Source organism: Paenibacillus sp. MAH-35 (genome assembly GCF_058135425.1).
The window spans coordinates 289,479-305,101 of the sequence record NZ_JBYUPU010000003.1 but is presented as its reverse complement, the minus strand read 5'-3'; the positions used below and the strand labels follow the sequence as shown (position 1 = coordinate 305,101).

11 protein-coding genes are annotated in these 15,623 nt (G+C 54.9%); 6 read left to right on the top strand and 5 right to left on the bottom strand.

The window, feature by feature from the left end; all coding sequences use genetic code 11:
* Positions 1-11 precede the first annotated feature (11 nt).
* The 3 genes from AC3Y2E_RS04795 to AC3Y2E_RS04785 all read left to right on the top strand — a co-directional run bounded on the left by AC3Y2E_RS04795 (position 12) and on the right by AC3Y2E_RS04785 (position 5,229).
* Positions 12-929 carry a metallophosphoesterase family protein gene (locus tag AC3Y2E_RS04795; protein WP_379207700.1) on the top strand — a complete coding sequence of 306 codons (918 nt, stop codon included), beginning with the start codon at positions 12-14 and terminating at the stop codon, positions 927-929.
* A 449-nt stretch (positions 930-1,378) separates the two neighbouring features.
* A complete protein-coding gene (locus AC3Y2E_RS04790; protein ID WP_379207698.1) occupies positions 1,379-3,136 on the top strand; it encodes an ABC transporter ATP-binding protein in 1,758 nt (585 codons plus the stop codon).
* A 17-nt stretch (positions 3,137-3,153) separates the two neighbouring features.
* A complete protein-coding gene (locus tag AC3Y2E_RS04785; RefSeq protein ID WP_379207776.1) occupies positions 3,154-5,229 on the top strand; it encodes an ABC transporter ATP-binding protein in 2,076 nt (691 codons plus the stop codon).
* A 78-nt stretch (positions 5,230-5,307) separates the two neighbouring features.
* On the opposite strand, the gene AC3Y2E_RS04780 is transcribed toward AC3Y2E_RS04785, so the two are convergent.
* From AC3Y2E_RS04780 to AC3Y2E_RS04765, 4 genes are read right to left on the bottom strand one after another with little or no spacing between them, the layout of a single operon-like run.
* Entirely contained in the window at positions 5,308-6,447 is a 1,140-nt protein-coding gene (locus AC3Y2E_RS04780; RefSeq protein ID WP_379207695.1) for a GerAB/ArcD/ProY family transporter, read from the bottom strand.
* 17 nt (positions 6,448-6,464) lie between these two features.
* A complete protein-coding gene (locus tag AC3Y2E_RS04775; RefSeq protein ID WP_379207693.1) occupies positions 6,465-6,695 on the bottom strand; it encodes a hypothetical protein in 231 nt (76 codons plus the stop codon).
* 5 nt (positions 6,696-6,700) lie between these two features.
* The gene (locus AC3Y2E_RS04770; RefSeq protein ID WP_379207691.1) at positions 6,701-7,900 is read right to left on the bottom strand and encodes a Ger(x)C family spore germination protein; all 1,200 of its coding nucleotides are present in this window, start codon (positions 7,898-7,900) and stop codon (positions 6,701-6,703) included.
* A 12-nt stretch (positions 7,901-7,912) separates the two neighbouring features.
* Entirely contained in the window at positions 7,913-9,430 is a 1,518-nt protein-coding gene (locus AC3Y2E_RS04765; RefSeq protein WP_379207689.1) for a spore germination protein, read from the bottom strand.
* Positions 9,431-9,580: 150 nt separating this feature from the next.
* On the opposite strand from AC3Y2E_RS04765, the gene AC3Y2E_RS04760 reads away from it, so the two are divergent.
* The 3 genes from AC3Y2E_RS04760 to AC3Y2E_RS04750 all read left to right on the top strand — a co-directional run bounded on the left by AC3Y2E_RS04760 (position 9,581) and on the right by AC3Y2E_RS04750 (position 13,779).
* Positions 9,581-10,675 carry a GerAB/ArcD/ProY family transporter gene (locus tag AC3Y2E_RS04760; protein ID WP_379207687.1) on the top strand — a complete coding sequence of 365 codons (1,095 nt, stop codon included), beginning with the start codon at positions 9,581-9,583 and terminating at the stop codon, positions 10,673-10,675.
* Positions 10,676-10,766: 91 nt separating this feature from the next.
* Entirely contained in the window at positions 10,767-11,204 is a 438-nt protein-coding gene (locus AC3Y2E_RS04755; protein ID WP_379207685.1) for an Hsp20/alpha crystallin family protein, read from the top strand.
* A gap of 997 nt (positions 11,205-12,201) precedes the next feature.
* The gene (locus AC3Y2E_RS04750; protein ID WP_379207683.1) at positions 12,202-13,779 is read left to right on the top strand and encodes a MutS-related protein; all 1,578 of its coding nucleotides are present in this window, start codon (positions 12,202-12,204) and stop codon (positions 13,777-13,779) included.
* A gap of 889 nt (positions 13,780-14,668) precedes the next feature.
* Here the strand turns inward: AC3Y2E_RS04750 and AC3Y2E_RS04745 are convergent.
* Entirely contained in the window at positions 14,669-15,553 is an 885-nt protein-coding gene (locus tag AC3Y2E_RS04745; protein ID WP_379207680.1) for a LysR family transcriptional regulator, read from the bottom strand.
* Between the last annotated feature and the right edge of the window lie 70 nt (positions 15,554-15,623).

Genomic DNA, 15,623 nt, shown 5'->3' with positions numbered 1-15,623 from the left:
TGGGGTGCAGGTTGGCGAAGCCGGTTATCCGATTCGGCATTATGGCCGATGTTCATCAAGACCTGATGTATAACGCCGAGAAACGGCTAAAGGATTTCATCCTCCGCATGAATGCGGAGAGGGTAGACTTTATTATCCAACTGGGCGATTTTTGCCATCCGATTCCGGAAAACGGTTCCTTTCTGTCGATATGGAATGAGTTTAACGGACCGCGCTATCACGTGCTCGGCAATCACGATATGGATAAAAACGATAAAAAGACCGTCATGAGCTTTATCGGCATGGATCGGAGCTATTATTCCTTTGACCGGGGCCCGTATCATTTCGTCGTTCTGGACGCCAACTATATCAAGCTTGACGATCGAGAGATCGATTACGAATTCGGCAATTACGTCCGGCATCCGGGTCATATTGACCATATATCGGCCGAACAGCTGGAATGGCTGGGGCAGGATCTGGCGGGGACGAATAAACCTACGTTCATCTTCAGTCACCAAAACCTGGACGATTCGGAGCTCGGCATTAAGAACGGGGAACAGGTGAGGGCGATTCTTCGTACTGCCAATGAAGCCGCCGGTTTTCGCAAAGTGGTCGCCTGCCTGAACGGCCACAATCATCTGGACGGCGTCAAAGTCATCGACGATATTTATTACATTCATATCAACAGCATGTCATACTACTACATGGGTCCTACGTTCAACGTAATTCGCTATTCCGAAGCGCTTACGAGAAAGTATCCGATTCTTGCGCAGTCAGCGCCCTATGAGGACCCGCTTTATGCGATCGTTACGCTCGAACCCGGGCTACTGACCATCGAAGGCAAGGAAAGCGGATTTGTCGGGCCGGCTCCGATCGATTGCGGCCATGTGAATACAGCCGGCGGCCACCGGGTGACCGCGAACATATCCAGCCGCAAATTGAAGTACTGACCTTACACCCGTATCGCGGGTGATGCGGGTCTACATTGATTATAGTTGTTTTTTCTTAGGAAGAACGATTGACAGACGAAATCCGGCCGTGATAACGTAACAGATAGGTTCGAATTACTTGAGTCCCGGAAAGGAGAAGCCAATATGCTCAGTATGGAATTCCGTCAACGCGCAGATCAACAACGCTTTATCCGGAATTTCAATACAGGTGGCTTGGCTTCCTTGGCAGCCGGGAGATCGGGTCGGACGCGGTAAGCGCGGTCCGCTGCTCTGCCGTATTCAAGGCGCAGGTCACGTTTAGGCTCGTGGCGTGCGCCTTTCGTTTTCTTTAACGGAGCACATCGCTTTTCGGGCGGTGTGTTTTTTTGGGTTGATGGAGAAGGGAGGCATACACGAAGCCGGCGCTGGACCGGCTCAGGCGGGCCCTAAGGAGAGGAGCGTAGAGAGAGATGCTGTCGGTACTGCACAAGCTAGGCTGGTTTTTCAAATTGGAACGGAAGAGGTATATTTTCGCGATCGCGCTGCTGATCATAGCGGGGATTCTGGAGATCGTACCGCCGATGATCGTCGGGCAATCGATCGATGCGATTCAGAGCGGCGCGCTGACCTGGGAGAAGATTACGGTCACGCTGCTGATTATGCTGGGCATTACGCTCATTGCGTACATTACGAACTATTATTGGCAATACAAACTGTTCGGCGGGGCGTTCGTGCTGGAACGGATGCAGCGTTCCTTGCTCATGAGGCACTTTTTGAAGATGACGCCTTCCTTCTATGCACGGAACCGGACCGGCGATCTGATGGCGCTGGCGACCAACGACTTGCAGGCGGTCTCGCAAACGGCGGGCTTCGGCATCCTGACCTTTCTGGATTCGACGATCTGGATGGCGACGCTGCTCGTCACGATGGTGTTTTTCGTCTCGTGGAAGCTTACGCTGGCGGCGATCCTGCCTTTGCCGATCATGGCGGTGCTGGTCAGCCTGTACGGCAAATGGATTCATAAACGGTTCATGGACGCGCAAGATGCATTCGGCCATATGAACGACGGGGTGCTCGAGACGATATCCGGCATTCGCGTCATCCGCGCCTACGTGCAAGAGCGCGAGGCGGAGAAGCGGTTTGCCGCCGTAACCGGGGACGTGCTGGACAAAAATATTGCGGTCGTCCGCATCGACGCCTTGTTCGAGCCGACGATGAAAATATTAACCGGCGCGAGTTACCTGATCGGTCTCGGCTACGGCGCCTACCTCGTCTACAACAGCGAACTGACGATCGGCGGACTTGTTGCGTTTAACGTCTACTTGGGCATGCTGATCTGGCCGATGTTCGCGATCGGCGAGCTGATCAATATTATGCAGCGGGGAAGCGCCTCGCTGGACCGGGTCGGAGCGGCGCTGGGCTCGAAGCAGGACGTTCCGCCTCCTGCGGTTCCGGTAACGGTCGATGCACCCGAGAGAATCGAGTTCAACAACGTTACGTTCCGTTACCCGTCCTCGCCGGTCGATAATTTGCGCGACGTAACGATCACGCTGGAGCCGGGCATGACGCTCGGCATCGTGGGCCGGACGGGAAGCGGCAAGACGACGCTGATCAAGCAGCTGCTGCGGGAATATCCGCCGGGAGAAGGGACGGTATCCATCTCCGGCACGCCGATCGAAGCGATCGCGCCTGAACAGCTGAAGTCGTGGTACGGCTACGTGCCGCAAGAGCACTTCCTGTTCTCCCGCACGGTACGCGCGAACATCGCATTCGGCAGCCGGACCGGCGGTGCCTCGACGGAGGAACTGGAGAAGGCGATCGCCGTGTCAGCGCTGCGCAAAGATATGAGCTTCCTGCCGAAAGGGCTGGAGACGATGGTCGGGGAGAAAGGCGTATCGCTGTCCGGAGGCCAGAAGCAGCGCGCCTCGATAGCCCGGGCGCTCGTATCCGATCCGCCGATTCTGATGCTGGACGACGCGCTGTCGGCTGTCGATTCGCGCACCGAGGCGGAGATCGTGGCGAACATCCGTACGGCGAGAGCCGGCAAGACGACGCTGATCGCCACGCACCGGCTGTCCGCCATTCAGCATGCGGACTGGATCGTCGTTATGGATGGGGGACGGATCGCCGAGCAAGGAACGCACGACGATCTCATCCGGCTCGGCGGCTGGTATAAGGAGCAGTATGAGGTGCAGCAGCTGGAGATGAAACGGACCGGAGGGGAGTGAAACGATAGATGAGCGATATGGAGCATTATGATTTGGATATCGACCGGTCGGCGGGCAGCAAGAAGCAGACGCTGGCGCGGCTGATCAAGTACGCGCTCGGCTTCAAGACGCAGCTGCTGCTGGCGCTGCTAATGCTGGCCGTCGCGGTGACTGCTGAATTGGCCGGTCCGTTCGTCGCGAAGCGGATGATCGACCTGCACATTTCTGGAATCGAGAAGCCCTGGTTCCGCGCGGAATCGGCCGGCGCCGCTGCCGTCACATTCGACGGGGCGGCCTACAAGCGGGAGGACCGGTTCGGGGAAGGGGAGCCGAAAGGAGCGGAAGTCCGGATTGTTCAGGCGGGCACCGCCTACTACTTTATAGATGGCAGCATCGCCTTCGACGGCTCGCGCTCCGTGACGGAGCGGGGGGAGGTACGGATTCAGTCTGGTGCCGAATCCCGCACATACGAAGCGCGCCAGTTGACGGCGCAAGAAACGTTCAGCTTTTTCCGCCCGGAGATTGCCGGCATGATCCGGCTTTGCTGGTTTTACTTCGGCCTGCTGGCTGTATCCGCGCTGTTCTCCTACGGCCAGCGCTACTTCCTGCAGTCTTCGGCGAACCGGATTATCCGCGATATGCGGACAGACGTATTCGGGCAACTGAACCGGATGCCGGTCCGCTACTTCGACAATTTGCCGGCAGGCAAGGTCGTCTCCCGGGTAACGAACGATACGGAGACGATCCGCGAGCTGTACGTAACGGTGCTGGCGAACTTTTTTACCGGGGCTTTGTATATGGCCGGCATCTTTGTAGCTTTATTTATTCTCGATGTGAAGCTCGCCGCCATTTGCCTCTTCATCCTGCCTGTGCTGGCCGTCTGGATTTACGTATACGGCCGCAAGGCCAAACGCTACAACCGGACGATCCGGTCCGCCGTCGGCGAAATCAACGGCGTGATCAACGAATCCATCCAAGGAATGCCGGTCGTTCAGGCGTTCGGAGGCGAGAAACGGATCGAGGCGGAGTTCGAAGCGATTAATTCCAGACTGTTTACGTTCCGCAACAAGCTGCTGAACTTGAATTCGTTCACCGGTCACAACCTGGTCGGGGTTATCCGGAACATCGCCTTCGTCGCCGTCATCTGGTATTTCGGCGGCACCGCCTTGTCGGGACCGGGGGCGGTCGTGACGCTGGGCGTCTTGTACGCGTTCGTCGATTATTTGAACCGGCTGTTCAATCCGATCGTCAACATCGTCAATCAACTGCCGAATCTGGAGACGGCGCTCGTCTCCGCGGAGCGGGTATTCGTGCTGCTGGACGAGGAAGGCGAGGACGTGTCGGACCGGAGGATGGACCGGTTCAAGGGTGACGTCAAGTTCGACGACGTATGGTTTGCTTACAAGGAAGAAGAGTACGTGCTGAAAGGAATCGGCTTCGAGGCGAAGCAGGGGCAGACGGTGGCGCTGGTCGGCCATACGGGTTCGGGCAAAAGCTCGATCCTGAACCTGCTGTTCCGGTTTTACGACACGGAGCGGGGAACGATCTCGATCGACGGCACCGACATCCGCCAGGTGCCGAAGCAGACGCTGCGCCAGCATATGGGAATCGTGTTGCAGGACCCGTTCCTGTTCACCGGCACGATCGGCTCGAATGTGTCGCTTGACGACCCTTCGATCACACGCGAGCGTATCCTGAAGGTGCTTGCCGACGTCGGTGCGGACCGGCTGTTGGAGCATCTGCCCAAAGGCATCGACGAGCCGGTGATCGAGAAAGGGAGTACGTTGTCCGCCGGCCAGCGGCAGCTGATTTCGTTCGCCCGCGCGCTGGCGTTCGATCCGGCGATCCTGATTCTGGACGAAGCGACGTCCAATATCGACACCGAGACAGAGGCGCTGATCCAGAAAGCGCTCGAGGTCGTCAAGAAGGGGCGGACGACGTTCGTCATCGCGCACCGGCTGTCGACGATCCGCAGCGCCGACCTCATCCTGGTCCTCGACCGGGGCCGGATCGTCGAGCGCGGCAGTCACGACGAGCTGATGAAGCGGCAGGGCAAATATTATCAGATGGTCCAGATCCAGCATGGGGATCTCATTCCGGCGGGTATGGGCTAAAGTCGGATCGTACGACTAACCGACACTTAAATGAAACGCCCCGGCTGTCGATTTGTTTGCGGCGATGGCCGGGGCTGTTTATTGTCCGGCGCCCGAAGTCGGAGAGCCCTGTCGGGTTTTCCCTTGCCTTGCGCTTCGTACCGATCCGACGACCCATAGCAGCAGGGGAAGGAGCAGCCCGAACGTCTGAATATAAGGCGGCCATATTTTGCTGTCCCACATTTTTGAATATGCGGCATTCGGGTACATCGTCAGCGATATCACGACAAGAAGCACGCAGACGGGAGCGATTAGCACCGTGTCGTCCTGCAGCTTGAGCAGTTGGCCGATTCCTTTGAGTCCGGCATAAAAATAAATGATCAATTTATAAAACAAAGAAATGATCCACAGTGTAGCCATAATGACCTCGATTCGGGTCAAAAAGTTGGCGATGTTGATTTTTTTGGCAAGCGCATAGCTCGGGTATACTTGCTGCAGCGTATTTTCCAATCCTAGCACGGAGATGCATACGACCGTAATGATCAGCAGATAGGCGCCTCCCTTCAAGCTCCCGATGTATAACGCTTTTACGGCTTCTTGGCGCGTCGCGTCGACCAGACCGGGAAAAATCATCATAAAAAAGACGAGGGGCATACTCGAAAAGCTGACATAGTCCAGCGTTCCGCTTAATACCGGCTTAACGCCGCTTGCAAAAGCGGGCTGCAGATGCTCCAGCTTCATATTAGGTAGTACCATTACGATTAAGGCGACGAACAAGATGAAGAAAGCCGGATACATCACTTCGGAAGCGCGGGCCAGCGTTCCGAGTCCTAATTGCATCCCCATCAATACGACAAGAGTAAATAAGATATGTATGACGGTCGCAGGAGTATCCTCTATAATTTGGGTGATGATAAAATTGCCCAAATAGCTGATCAGCGAGGCGGCGCCTGTCGCGAGAGCGGTGAATATATACAGGACGTTTACCGCGGAGCCCAACCATTTGCCCAGCCATTTGCGGTTCATCTCTCCAATGGTGCAGCCCGGCGCCAGCCGGCTGATAACGGTGTACAGCTTTATCAGCCCCAGGCTGAAAGCCATACCGAGCATGATCGAGATCCAGGCATCCTGCTTGGCTTGGGAGGATATGCTCAGCGGGATGAACAGAGCCGAGCTGCCGACCGTAAAGAGAGTAACCAGATGCTTTAGCTGGCGGGCGGTTATTTTCCGTTGATTCATCGGTCTCTTCCTCCCGGTTATTTCAGCAAGCCGAACAAAAAATCGCTGAACGGCTTATATACGTAGGCGATCCAGTCCAGCGGATTGGGCAGAGGAACGCGGAGGCTTTTCGCTATGCCGAGGCCGAATGACACGGCCATGAACGTATAAAACGCCGCTTTCTCCCGTCTGCCGAGCTTTCGCAGCTTGGGGAGCTCCAACCAGATTATCGCTATTCCAGCTGCCGTGATCCCAACTATTGCCAGCATAAATGTCACCGCTTCATCTTGTTAATGAAAGAATTACTTTGGGTACCGGTTCTGAGAGTGGTTACCTGAATGTTATATTGAACGGGCACCTTCGGGAATATCTTCTCCCAGTCTTCCTGCAGACGCTCCCACTCCTTCGGATCGCTGCGGCGGATCGCTTCGCCAAACCCGAAAATGTCCGATTTGTACTTCTTCTGGGCCCGCTGAACGGTTTTCTCCACGATCGACTTTATTTTCTTTTCCCCTTCTCGGTCCATCCGGTTTATGGTATCCAGATCCGATATATCGATATTGCACGCCACTTCCGCGACGTTTTGGTCGATGCGGATATCGAGCGTTATTCCGGGCTGACCGTCCACCACTTTGCCCGACAGCTTCGTTTTGGTCCGAATCACCTCGACGTCCATTTGACCTCCTCCCGGACAAGGGAGAACGCCGACCGTGCTTTTCACCCGGTTCACAATGTAGTTGTATCCTTTGCTCTCTTCTTCGTTTAACCAGCCGACCAGCTTGTCCTTGCGGAATACCCCGATCGTCGAATATTTGAGGAAGGCGTTCGTTCGCGTCGTCTTTAAATTATCGACCGTGATGCCGCCCTCCGCATCTCCCATTACCCGGACCCCGGTTAACGTCGCTTCCTTGCCCGTAGCCATCAGATCGGTCATCAGCTCGTCCAGAAATACCCCGACTGTCGGCGCCCATACGCTCTCCGACGTTTGCAGCGTCTTGTACAAGAAGTTGGCCGGCACTTTCTCGAGCGGCTGCAGGATGCTGAGCACCTGCTTCGCTTCGGTATCCCGGGCGACGATCACGTAAAAGTCGGTGCGCATCTCGTGGTCCCGGGCGAATACGTCCAATATGTTTTGGATGCCTTCCTTGGCCACTTCCTCGCTGATGATCAGCATCCGCAGATGGGACATGTAGATTTTGCGGGGCGTATGCGTCGTCATCCGCCGGAAAATCTCAAACATCGTTTTGCCCGTTTCCTCGTAGATCGTCACGGGAGAGTTGTCCCCTCCACCTTTTCGGGCGGCGATCTCCTGCGGATTTACGATCTGGATCGATATCCGGTATGTCTCTCCTTGCTTATCGATACCGACTCCGAGGGCGATGGACAGATCGTTCAGCTCCCTGCGGTTCCAGCAGCCCGACAGCAGGGCGATCGCCAATAAGCTGATTGCAAAGGTTGCCGTTATCCGCTTCATATTCGCCCCCGCTTATGTTTTGTCTGGTTGATGTCCTTGTTCTCCCGAAGGGGAGGTGGACGCCTGCTTATCGCCGCCGGAAGATGTTCCCCCGCGTCCGGCCGCGGCCGGTCCGCTTCGGCGATTCATTTGCCACCAAGGGACGCGGACTACGTTGTCTTTTTGGTCCTTGGTGTTAAACGGGGTGAAGGGCGTCATGTACGGAATGCCGAATGATTGCAGGTGGCACAAATGAAGGACAAGCGCAATCATTCCGATAATAATTCCGAAAAAGCCGAACGACGCCGCCAGCCCCATGAAGGCGAACCGCAGCAAGCGGATGGAGATGCCGATCTCGAAGCTGGGAAAAATAAAGCCGGTAATCGCGGTAATCGATACGATGATGACCATGGCCGGCGAGACAAGCCCAGCTTCGACAGACGCCTGCCCGAGCACGAGAGCGCCTACGATCGAAATTGCCGTACCGACAGCGCGGGGCATCCGGACGCCCGCTTCCCGCAGCAGCTCGAACGTAATCTCCATCATGAGCGCCTCGATAAAGGCCGGAAACGGGATGCCTTCCCGCTGGGCCGCCAAACTGATCAGCAGGGAGGTCGGAAGCATTTCTTGATGAAACGTCGTTATGGCGATATACAAAGCGGGCGCAAGCAGCGATATAAACAAGGCGAGATACCGGAGCGCGCGTAAAATTCCGAAATCGGCGCGGTGATAATAATCTTCCGGGGATTGCATAAATTGGGTGAACAGCCCGGGAACGAGCAGGACGAACGGCGTCCCGTCCACGATTACCGCCACTCTTCCTTCCAGCAGCGCAGCAGCGACAACATCGGGGCGTTCGGAATTGTTAACCGTCGGGAATACGGTAAACGTCGCATCCTGAATAAACTCCTCGATATAATTGCTTTCCAGCACGCCGTCAAGCTCGATCGTCCCGAGCCGATCCTGCAGCTTGGCAAGCACGTCTTCTTTTACAAGACCGTTGATATACATAACTGCTACATCGGTCTTCGTTACTTTGCCGATTTGTTTCATCTGGAGCCACAGGTTCGGATCTTTGATTCTTCGGCGGATCAGCGAGATGTTCGTATGAATCGCTTCGGTAAACGCATCTTGAGGACCGCGGACGACCGTTTGCGACACCGGCTGGGCCACATGCCGCAGCTCGCCTCCGCGGGTGTCTACGACGACCGCAACGTCCGAAGCGTCGGACCAGACGACGGTATCTCCGGACAGCATGGCCGTTTGGATACTGTCATAATCGGTTTTGCAGCTTATATCGCCAACGGTTATAGCCAGGTGGCGGACAATGGCGGTCGAATCGTCCGGATCGATGGAATGGCTGTGAAGGAGCATCGTTTCCATCAGCCGGAACACCGAATCTTTGTTGACCAGCCCGTCCACATAGGTGATCGCGAGCTTGCCTTCCCATTTCGGGCTTAATGCCAGTTCCCGCACGATCAGGTCGTTGCTGTTCCCAAAGTTCATTTTCAACTGGGATATATTTTGCGCAAGGGAATGGCGGATGTTCATGGCGGCTACCTCAACGTTTGTTTATCTCCATTATGTACCAATCGGATTCAGTTTATAATCCGGCGTATATCCCCCGGTCATTTGGAAAAAATTAATCCGTATAAACGATGGCGGATTTGTAAGCAGCGCTGGACGGCAGGGAGGGCAGCCATGAAGCGGGGAATCGTAACGTCGCGTCAATTCACTTTGCTCGTCGCCCTTTTCGTAATTGGCGACACTATCCTGTATTTGCCAGCGAAAATCGTGCAGGAAGGACAGCAGGACGCATGGCTGTCGGGAGTACTTGGAATTGCGGCGGGTCTGGCAATCGTAACGATGTACGGAGCGCTAGCCGGACGATATCCGCGGCAGCATGTGCTGGAGATGTACGGCTCGGCGTTCGGTAAGATGGCGGGGACCGTAGTAGGAGTGGCGGCGATCCTGTTTTTTATAATTGATGCCGGGGTGGTGCTGTGGCAGGTAGGCGATTTTATGGTGACCCATATTATGCCGGAAACCCCCATACAGTCGTTCCTCATTTTGTTTATGGCGGTTGTCGTGTTGGGGTACCGTCTCGGGATCGGAACGATCGCCCGTTCGGCGGAAATTTTTTTTTATTTGGTACTTTTCTTGTTTGTCGTGCTGATCCTGCTGCTTATTCCGGAAATTGAGCCGAAACGTCTGCTTCCGGTGTACGAGAAAGGGGCGAATCCGGTGCTGCGGGGCAGCCTCCTGCTGGTCGGTTATTACTGCGAAACTGTTATTTTAATGATGGCGCTGCCGGCGATACGGCCCGGGCAACGGGTCGGGAGAGCTTATCGAATCGGCATGCTGATCGGCAGCTTGGTGCTGGCCGTTACGATCCTCATCTGCCTGCTTGTCCTGGGAGCGCCGATTACGACTCTTCAACTGTTCACTTCGTTCGTATTGGCCAAAAAAATCAGCATTGCCGATTTTCTCGAACGGATCGAGGTATTTATGGCGACGCTCTGGTTTCTTACGTTATTTGTCAAGCTGTTCGTATGCTTTTATGCGGCGGCGATCGGGACGTCTCGTCTGTTGAAGCTGAAGGATGACAACGTGCTATCTTTACCGCTTGCGGCACTTGTTATCGTAGCTTCGTTCGTCATCGTGCCGACGAGCATTTATTTCAACCAGTTCATTCAGCATACCTGGTGGGCTTTCAGCGCCACGTTCGGATTGCTTATTCCCGCTGTGATGCTGGGAAGCGTGTGGGTCCGTTCCTGGTCTCCGGTAAAAAAATAACCGCAGGGCGCCGATGACGCATATTCGGACCGGGGAGAAGGAAATCTATTCAGGAAAACGATTCTAGAAACAAGCCGGGAGGGTATTGGCAATGGCTTTGATTCCGCACGATTCGTTTCGCAATCTGGAAGGCTGGAGACGGGATCTGGACCGTCTGTTTAACGATTTTCCGGCCTTTGTAAAAGGCGATCAGCAGTTCGGCGCCCATCGGATCGACATCCACGAGACCGAGCATGAAGTGGTGGCTACCTGCGATTTGCCGGGACTGGAGAAAAAGGAAGACGTGCATATCGACGTTGACGGCAATATGTTGACATTTGCCGGAACCGTTAACCGGACTCACGAGGTGAAAGACGAGCAGATGCATCGGCAGGAGCGGTTTTACGGCCGGTTTCACCGGTCGGTTACGCTGCCCGCCGCAGTGAACGAAGAGGCGATTAAAGCGAGTTACCGCAACGGCGTGCTCGAGATCCGCATGACCAAGCTGCAGCCTCCTCCGAAGAAAAAGATCGATATTGAGTTTCACTAGAGGGCAGCAAACCTCAGAAGCGCAGCAACCCCCAAACCGGCCGCTTTGGCCGTGGTTGGGGGTTTGTTGTTTTTTTGAATGTTAAAGGATGTTTAACATTAATAAAGCGTTAAAGTGGTTTCATATCAGAAAAGCCTCCACTTACGCAGCGTCATTCATCGTGCAAAGGGGGCGTTTAGAAGCTCTTCTTAAGAGATCAGAATGTTGATGTTCTTCACCGTATTAAAGCGAAGATGAGCCCGGGATGTAAGCTAAACCATACTCTAACGGACATGGTGGAGGCTATTTCGCTAAAAAACAGTTTTTTTAAATGTAACGGTCACCACAGCGCTTATTTACTCCGAACCACCTCTAAAAGTAACATTTCCCAGCAAATAGTTGCATCCATGTCCGTTAGAAACCAATTGGATCGAAATTCACCGTAATAACGACCGTTGTGTCCGTTAGAGTTCTTGTTCTCTCAAGTTCGTTCGATGGCTAACGAATCGGATCGTACTTATGGCTGAAAAACGACGTTATTCCAGTCGTAACGAATCCGGGCATCGTTATCGAACCGAAAGTGGAAAAAACGATCCGATTTGGCGGGAATAACGATACAAGAGTTCGTTACAAATTCAAACGTCCGCATTCGGCTCCGATAACGAATGCGGGGTTCGTTAGCCATACCACCGCATGAAGGCAACACGATTATAGAGCGAGCGGCTGTAGCGAAAGTATCCATTCCCTTCCACGCGCTGGCGTATGGGTTTGCACGTCAAAGAACCATCGGGTGATTGTCGGACGGTTCTTTCTTTTTCCGATGGTGTAAGCCCCTCTTCGAACGGATGCAGCTTAAGAATAAGGGCGTCAGCCTCCGCTTTACAGTGAAATTGGGGTCCTATAAAATTCACCCCTGAATTTCCGTTGACATTTTCCAGTGATTTGAAATAATGAATGGAAAAGCTTGCAAGCGAAACGACGGTATCCGCCGTCTGTTTATGTGGAGGTGCTTCAGCTCATGGCAAATGCCGAACGTGTCAGCCTGCTCTGGCTGTCGGAAGCTTTAAAGGAACAGTACAGGGATGTCGTGCATATTTCCCCGTCGGCCTACCGTCTCGATATTATGGAAGATTTCTGCTCCGTCTCCGGACTTGGCGACGACTTCGAGAAATTGCTGCCCGCTCTTCATAAGCTGGGTACTTACAATCATTCGAAATATATGAAAAATGCCGAGCCGCTGCGCAATATAGCTTGGCAGCTGGAGATATTGGGCCTATACGTCGAATGCGTCTCCGGGCTGAACCGGATCTTGACCGAATATAAGTCGGAGATTCGTTCCGAGGGGCTTCAGCGTTTGCTTCGGTTCACCGCGCAGTTGATGGAGGGAGATTCGTTTCAGGCGCTTGTTGAGGAGCTGCCCGATTTTCAGAACAAGCTGCAAAGCATGTCGAGCGTGACGATCCGGATCGACTTGGATTACGAGTTTAAGCCGGCCGACGCGGTTATTGTCGCGCTCGAATCGAAGACTGTGAAGAAGCGTCCCCTGGTGTCCCGATTGCTGGGACTGAAGTCCGGCGAGGAGTCGTACGAAGGCGTTTCCTTGCATCAGCCGGTCCGCAAGCTGAGCCACACGCCCTTGGACGCGGGGATGTCCAAAATCTTAGTGGAGCTGTTTAACGACTCGATTATCCCGATCGGGAACGCGCTGAAGAAATATATCGATCTGAATACCCGGATCGTTGCCGATCTGGAGGCGGAGCTGGGGTTTTATATCGGCGCCTCCCGGTTGACGCACAGAATGAACGCTGCAGGATTAAAGATGTGCAAGCCGGAAACGGCCGCCCCGGATGAGCGGATCTGCCGGCTCGAAGGAATGGCCGACCTGATTTTGTCGATCGGCTTGACCCGCCAATATCCAGGAATGGATCTTAGCCATTCGATCGTCGCCAACGATGTCGAGTTCGGCCCGGACGGCAGAATTTTTTTGCTGACAGGCCCCAATCAAGGCGGCAAAACGACTTATACCCGGGCGATCGGAGTCACTCAGCTGCTGTTCCAGGCCGGTATCTTCGTGCCGGGACGGAGCGGGGCGATCAGCCCGGTTGACCGGATTTTTACTCACTTCAGCGAAGAGGAGAAGCCGAATATCAACAACGGCCGATTGGGAGAAGAATCGAAGCGGATCAGCATAATTTTCGGCGAAGCAACCCGGACCAGTCTTATTTTATTAAATGAATCGCTGTCGAGTACGAGCCATGCGGACAGTATGCATCTGGCCCGGGACGTGGTCAAAGGGATGCGCGTGTTAGGGTGCCGGGCGGTGTATGCCACGCATTTGCTGGAGCTGGCCGCGGGCGTGGAGCGGATTAACGAAGAAGTGGAAGGCGACAGCAAGCTGATCAGTATGGTCGCCGGTGTCGAGCGGTTGGGATCGGGGGATGGCCGGCCTGCGGCAGCCAAAGGGAAACGGACCTACCTCGTGAATCCCGGACCTCCGAGCGAACTCAGCTTTGCGAGGGATATCGCGGAGATGTACGGGATCAGCTTCGAGCAGATCGTAAGCTCGCTGAAGGAGCGCAAAGCGATCGACCCCTAGGACGGCGGTCTGTCGGAATGTCGGAAATAAAACGAGAGAGCTTTCGCACTCGCCGCTTTGCGGGTGTGGAAGCTCTCTTGTTGGGATTCGGTCCGGGGAGAAGCTGCGGCGGCGCTTACGGCTGCCGGATCTGGACCGCGCTTAGTACCCGTCGGTCGTGCGGCCCATTTCCTCGGCCATCTCCACAAACATCCGCTATTCTTGTCTGGCGCCCAAGTTTGTTGAAATTAAGAGGTGCAAAAAGCTCTTAATGATGCTGTAGCCGAGAGAGCAGGTGTGCTAATGGTAATATCTGTTAGATTCGATTTGCGATCATCCCGACACAAGTACACTACGGAGCCGATGTACGACAAAGGTGCGTCCAGTTTTGTGGATGTAGAGTAAAATATATAATAATTGGAAATTTAATATCCGAACACCGGGACTTGTACGAATTTGCCTCCCAAGCACACGCCGATTAAGTCACATATTATCTAAAGTACTCCTAGCAACTACCGCCAACGAAAGTAACTCCCTCAAAAAGCTACTCTTACCGCCAATTTACTCACTACTGCCAACTTCCTCCTATTGCCGATACACGATTAACCCAACATGCTCCCGAAACCAATTTACTCTATACGTTATGGGGGCGACCGACAGCTGTCATGCGGCGAAACAACGTGTGCTGGGAGCTGCACACGGCGCGTACAAGAGTTACCTGCCAACGAAAATAACTCCCGCGCAAAGCTGCTCCCGCCGCTGATTCACTCTCCGCGTCAAATTGCAACGCCGCGCATTACCTGGCTTGCCCGGATGAGCGCCGGGGAGAACAGCATCCGTCAGGGAGCCGCCTCTGAGGAAGAGGAAGCTGCCTTGGAGCGGGTTACTGATTGCTGCCGCAGACGTTCCTCTAAGGCAGCATCTCCAGCAGCCGCTGGGCCGCAGCCGACAAGGGCACGTCGCGCAGCGTGACCAGCCCGACGTTGCGCGGGGGCAGCGGGTCGGCGAGCGGCACCTCGCTCAGCGTCCCGTCGGCCAGCTCGACCCCGACGAATTCGCGGATGACGCAGGCGATGCCCAGCCCGATGCCGGCGAATTGGACGAGCAGCTCGATGCTGCCGAGCTCGATCTCCGGCTGCAGCCGGACGCCCTTCGATTCCGCGAACGCATCGACATAGCGGCGTATGCTGCTGCCCCTCTCCAGCATGAGCAGCGGCAGCGCTGCGAGCTCGTCCCACGATCGGGGCGACTCGGGGTCGGGCCGCCCGGTCCGGCCGGCGACGAAGCAATCGTGCAGCTGCATGCTTTCCCGGATATGGAGCTGCCGGTCGTCGCTATGCATCGGCAGGTTGACGATGCCGAAGTCGATCCGCCCATCCTTAAGCAGCGCGATCGTTTCGCGTGACGTCCGGTTCGTGACTTGAATTTTAAGCTCCGGATACTGTCTGTGGAACGAGTCCAGATGCGGCAGCAAATAATAACGGCACAACGTATCCCCTGCGCCGATCTTCACCTCGCCGGCCATCAGATTGCGCATCTCGGCAATTTTTTTCTCCCCGTTCTCAAGAAAATGGTGCGCCTGGGAGACGAATTTGTACAGCACCTCGCCTTCGGCCGTCAGCTTCACCCCGCGGGATGTCCGGAAAAAAAGCGCGCCTCCGAGCCGGAACTCCAGCTGCTTGATCGAATGGCTCACAGCCGGTTGCGTAATAAACAACCGTTCGGCCGCTTTGGAGAAGCTGCCCGTTTGCGCAACCTCGTAAAACGCCCGGTACCATTCCATATTTTCAATCATGGGTATCAATCCTTTTTATATCTCAGATTATTAATATTCATTTCATTTATAGGGACATCTCCATTATAAT

Coding starts and splice junctions, on each gene's coding strand:
- AC3Y2E_RS04790 (WP_379207698.1), top strand. CDS start 1,379: ATGCTGTCGGTACTGCACAAGCTAGGCTGGTTTTTCAAATTGGAACGG.
- AC3Y2E_RS04785 (WP_379207776.1), top strand. CDS start 3,154: ATGGAGCATTATGATTTGGATATCGACCGGTCGGCGGGCAGCAAGAAG.
- AC3Y2E_RS04780 (WP_379207695.1), bottom strand. CDS start 6,447: ATGAATCAACGGAAAATAACCGCCCGCCAGCTAAAGCATCTGGTTACT.
- AC3Y2E_RS04775 (WP_379207693.1), bottom strand. CDS start 6,695: ATGCTGGCAATAGTTGGGATCACGGCAGCTGGAATAGCGATAATCTGG.
- AC3Y2E_RS04770 (WP_379207691.1), bottom strand. CDS start 7,900: ATGAAGCGGATAACGGCAACCTTTGCAATCAGCTTATTGGCGATCGCC.
- AC3Y2E_RS04765 (WP_379207689.1), bottom strand. CDS start 9,430: ATGAACATCCGCCATTCCCTTGCGCAAAATATATCCCAGTTGAAAATG.
- AC3Y2E_RS04760 (WP_379207687.1), top strand. CDS start 9,581: ATGAAGCGGGGAATCGTAACGTCGCGTCAATTCACTTTGCTCGTCGCC.
- AC3Y2E_RS04755 (WP_379207685.1), top strand. CDS start 10,767: ATGGCTTTGATTCCGCACGATTCGTTTCGCAATCTGGAAGGCTGGAGA.
- AC3Y2E_RS04750 (WP_379207683.1), top strand. CDS start 12,202: ATGGCAAATGCCGAACGTGTCAGCCTGCTCTGGCTGTCGGAAGCTTTA.
- AC3Y2E_RS04745 (WP_379207680.1), bottom strand. CDS start 15,553: ATGATTGAAAATATGGAATGGTACCGGGCGTTTTACGAGGTTGCGCAA.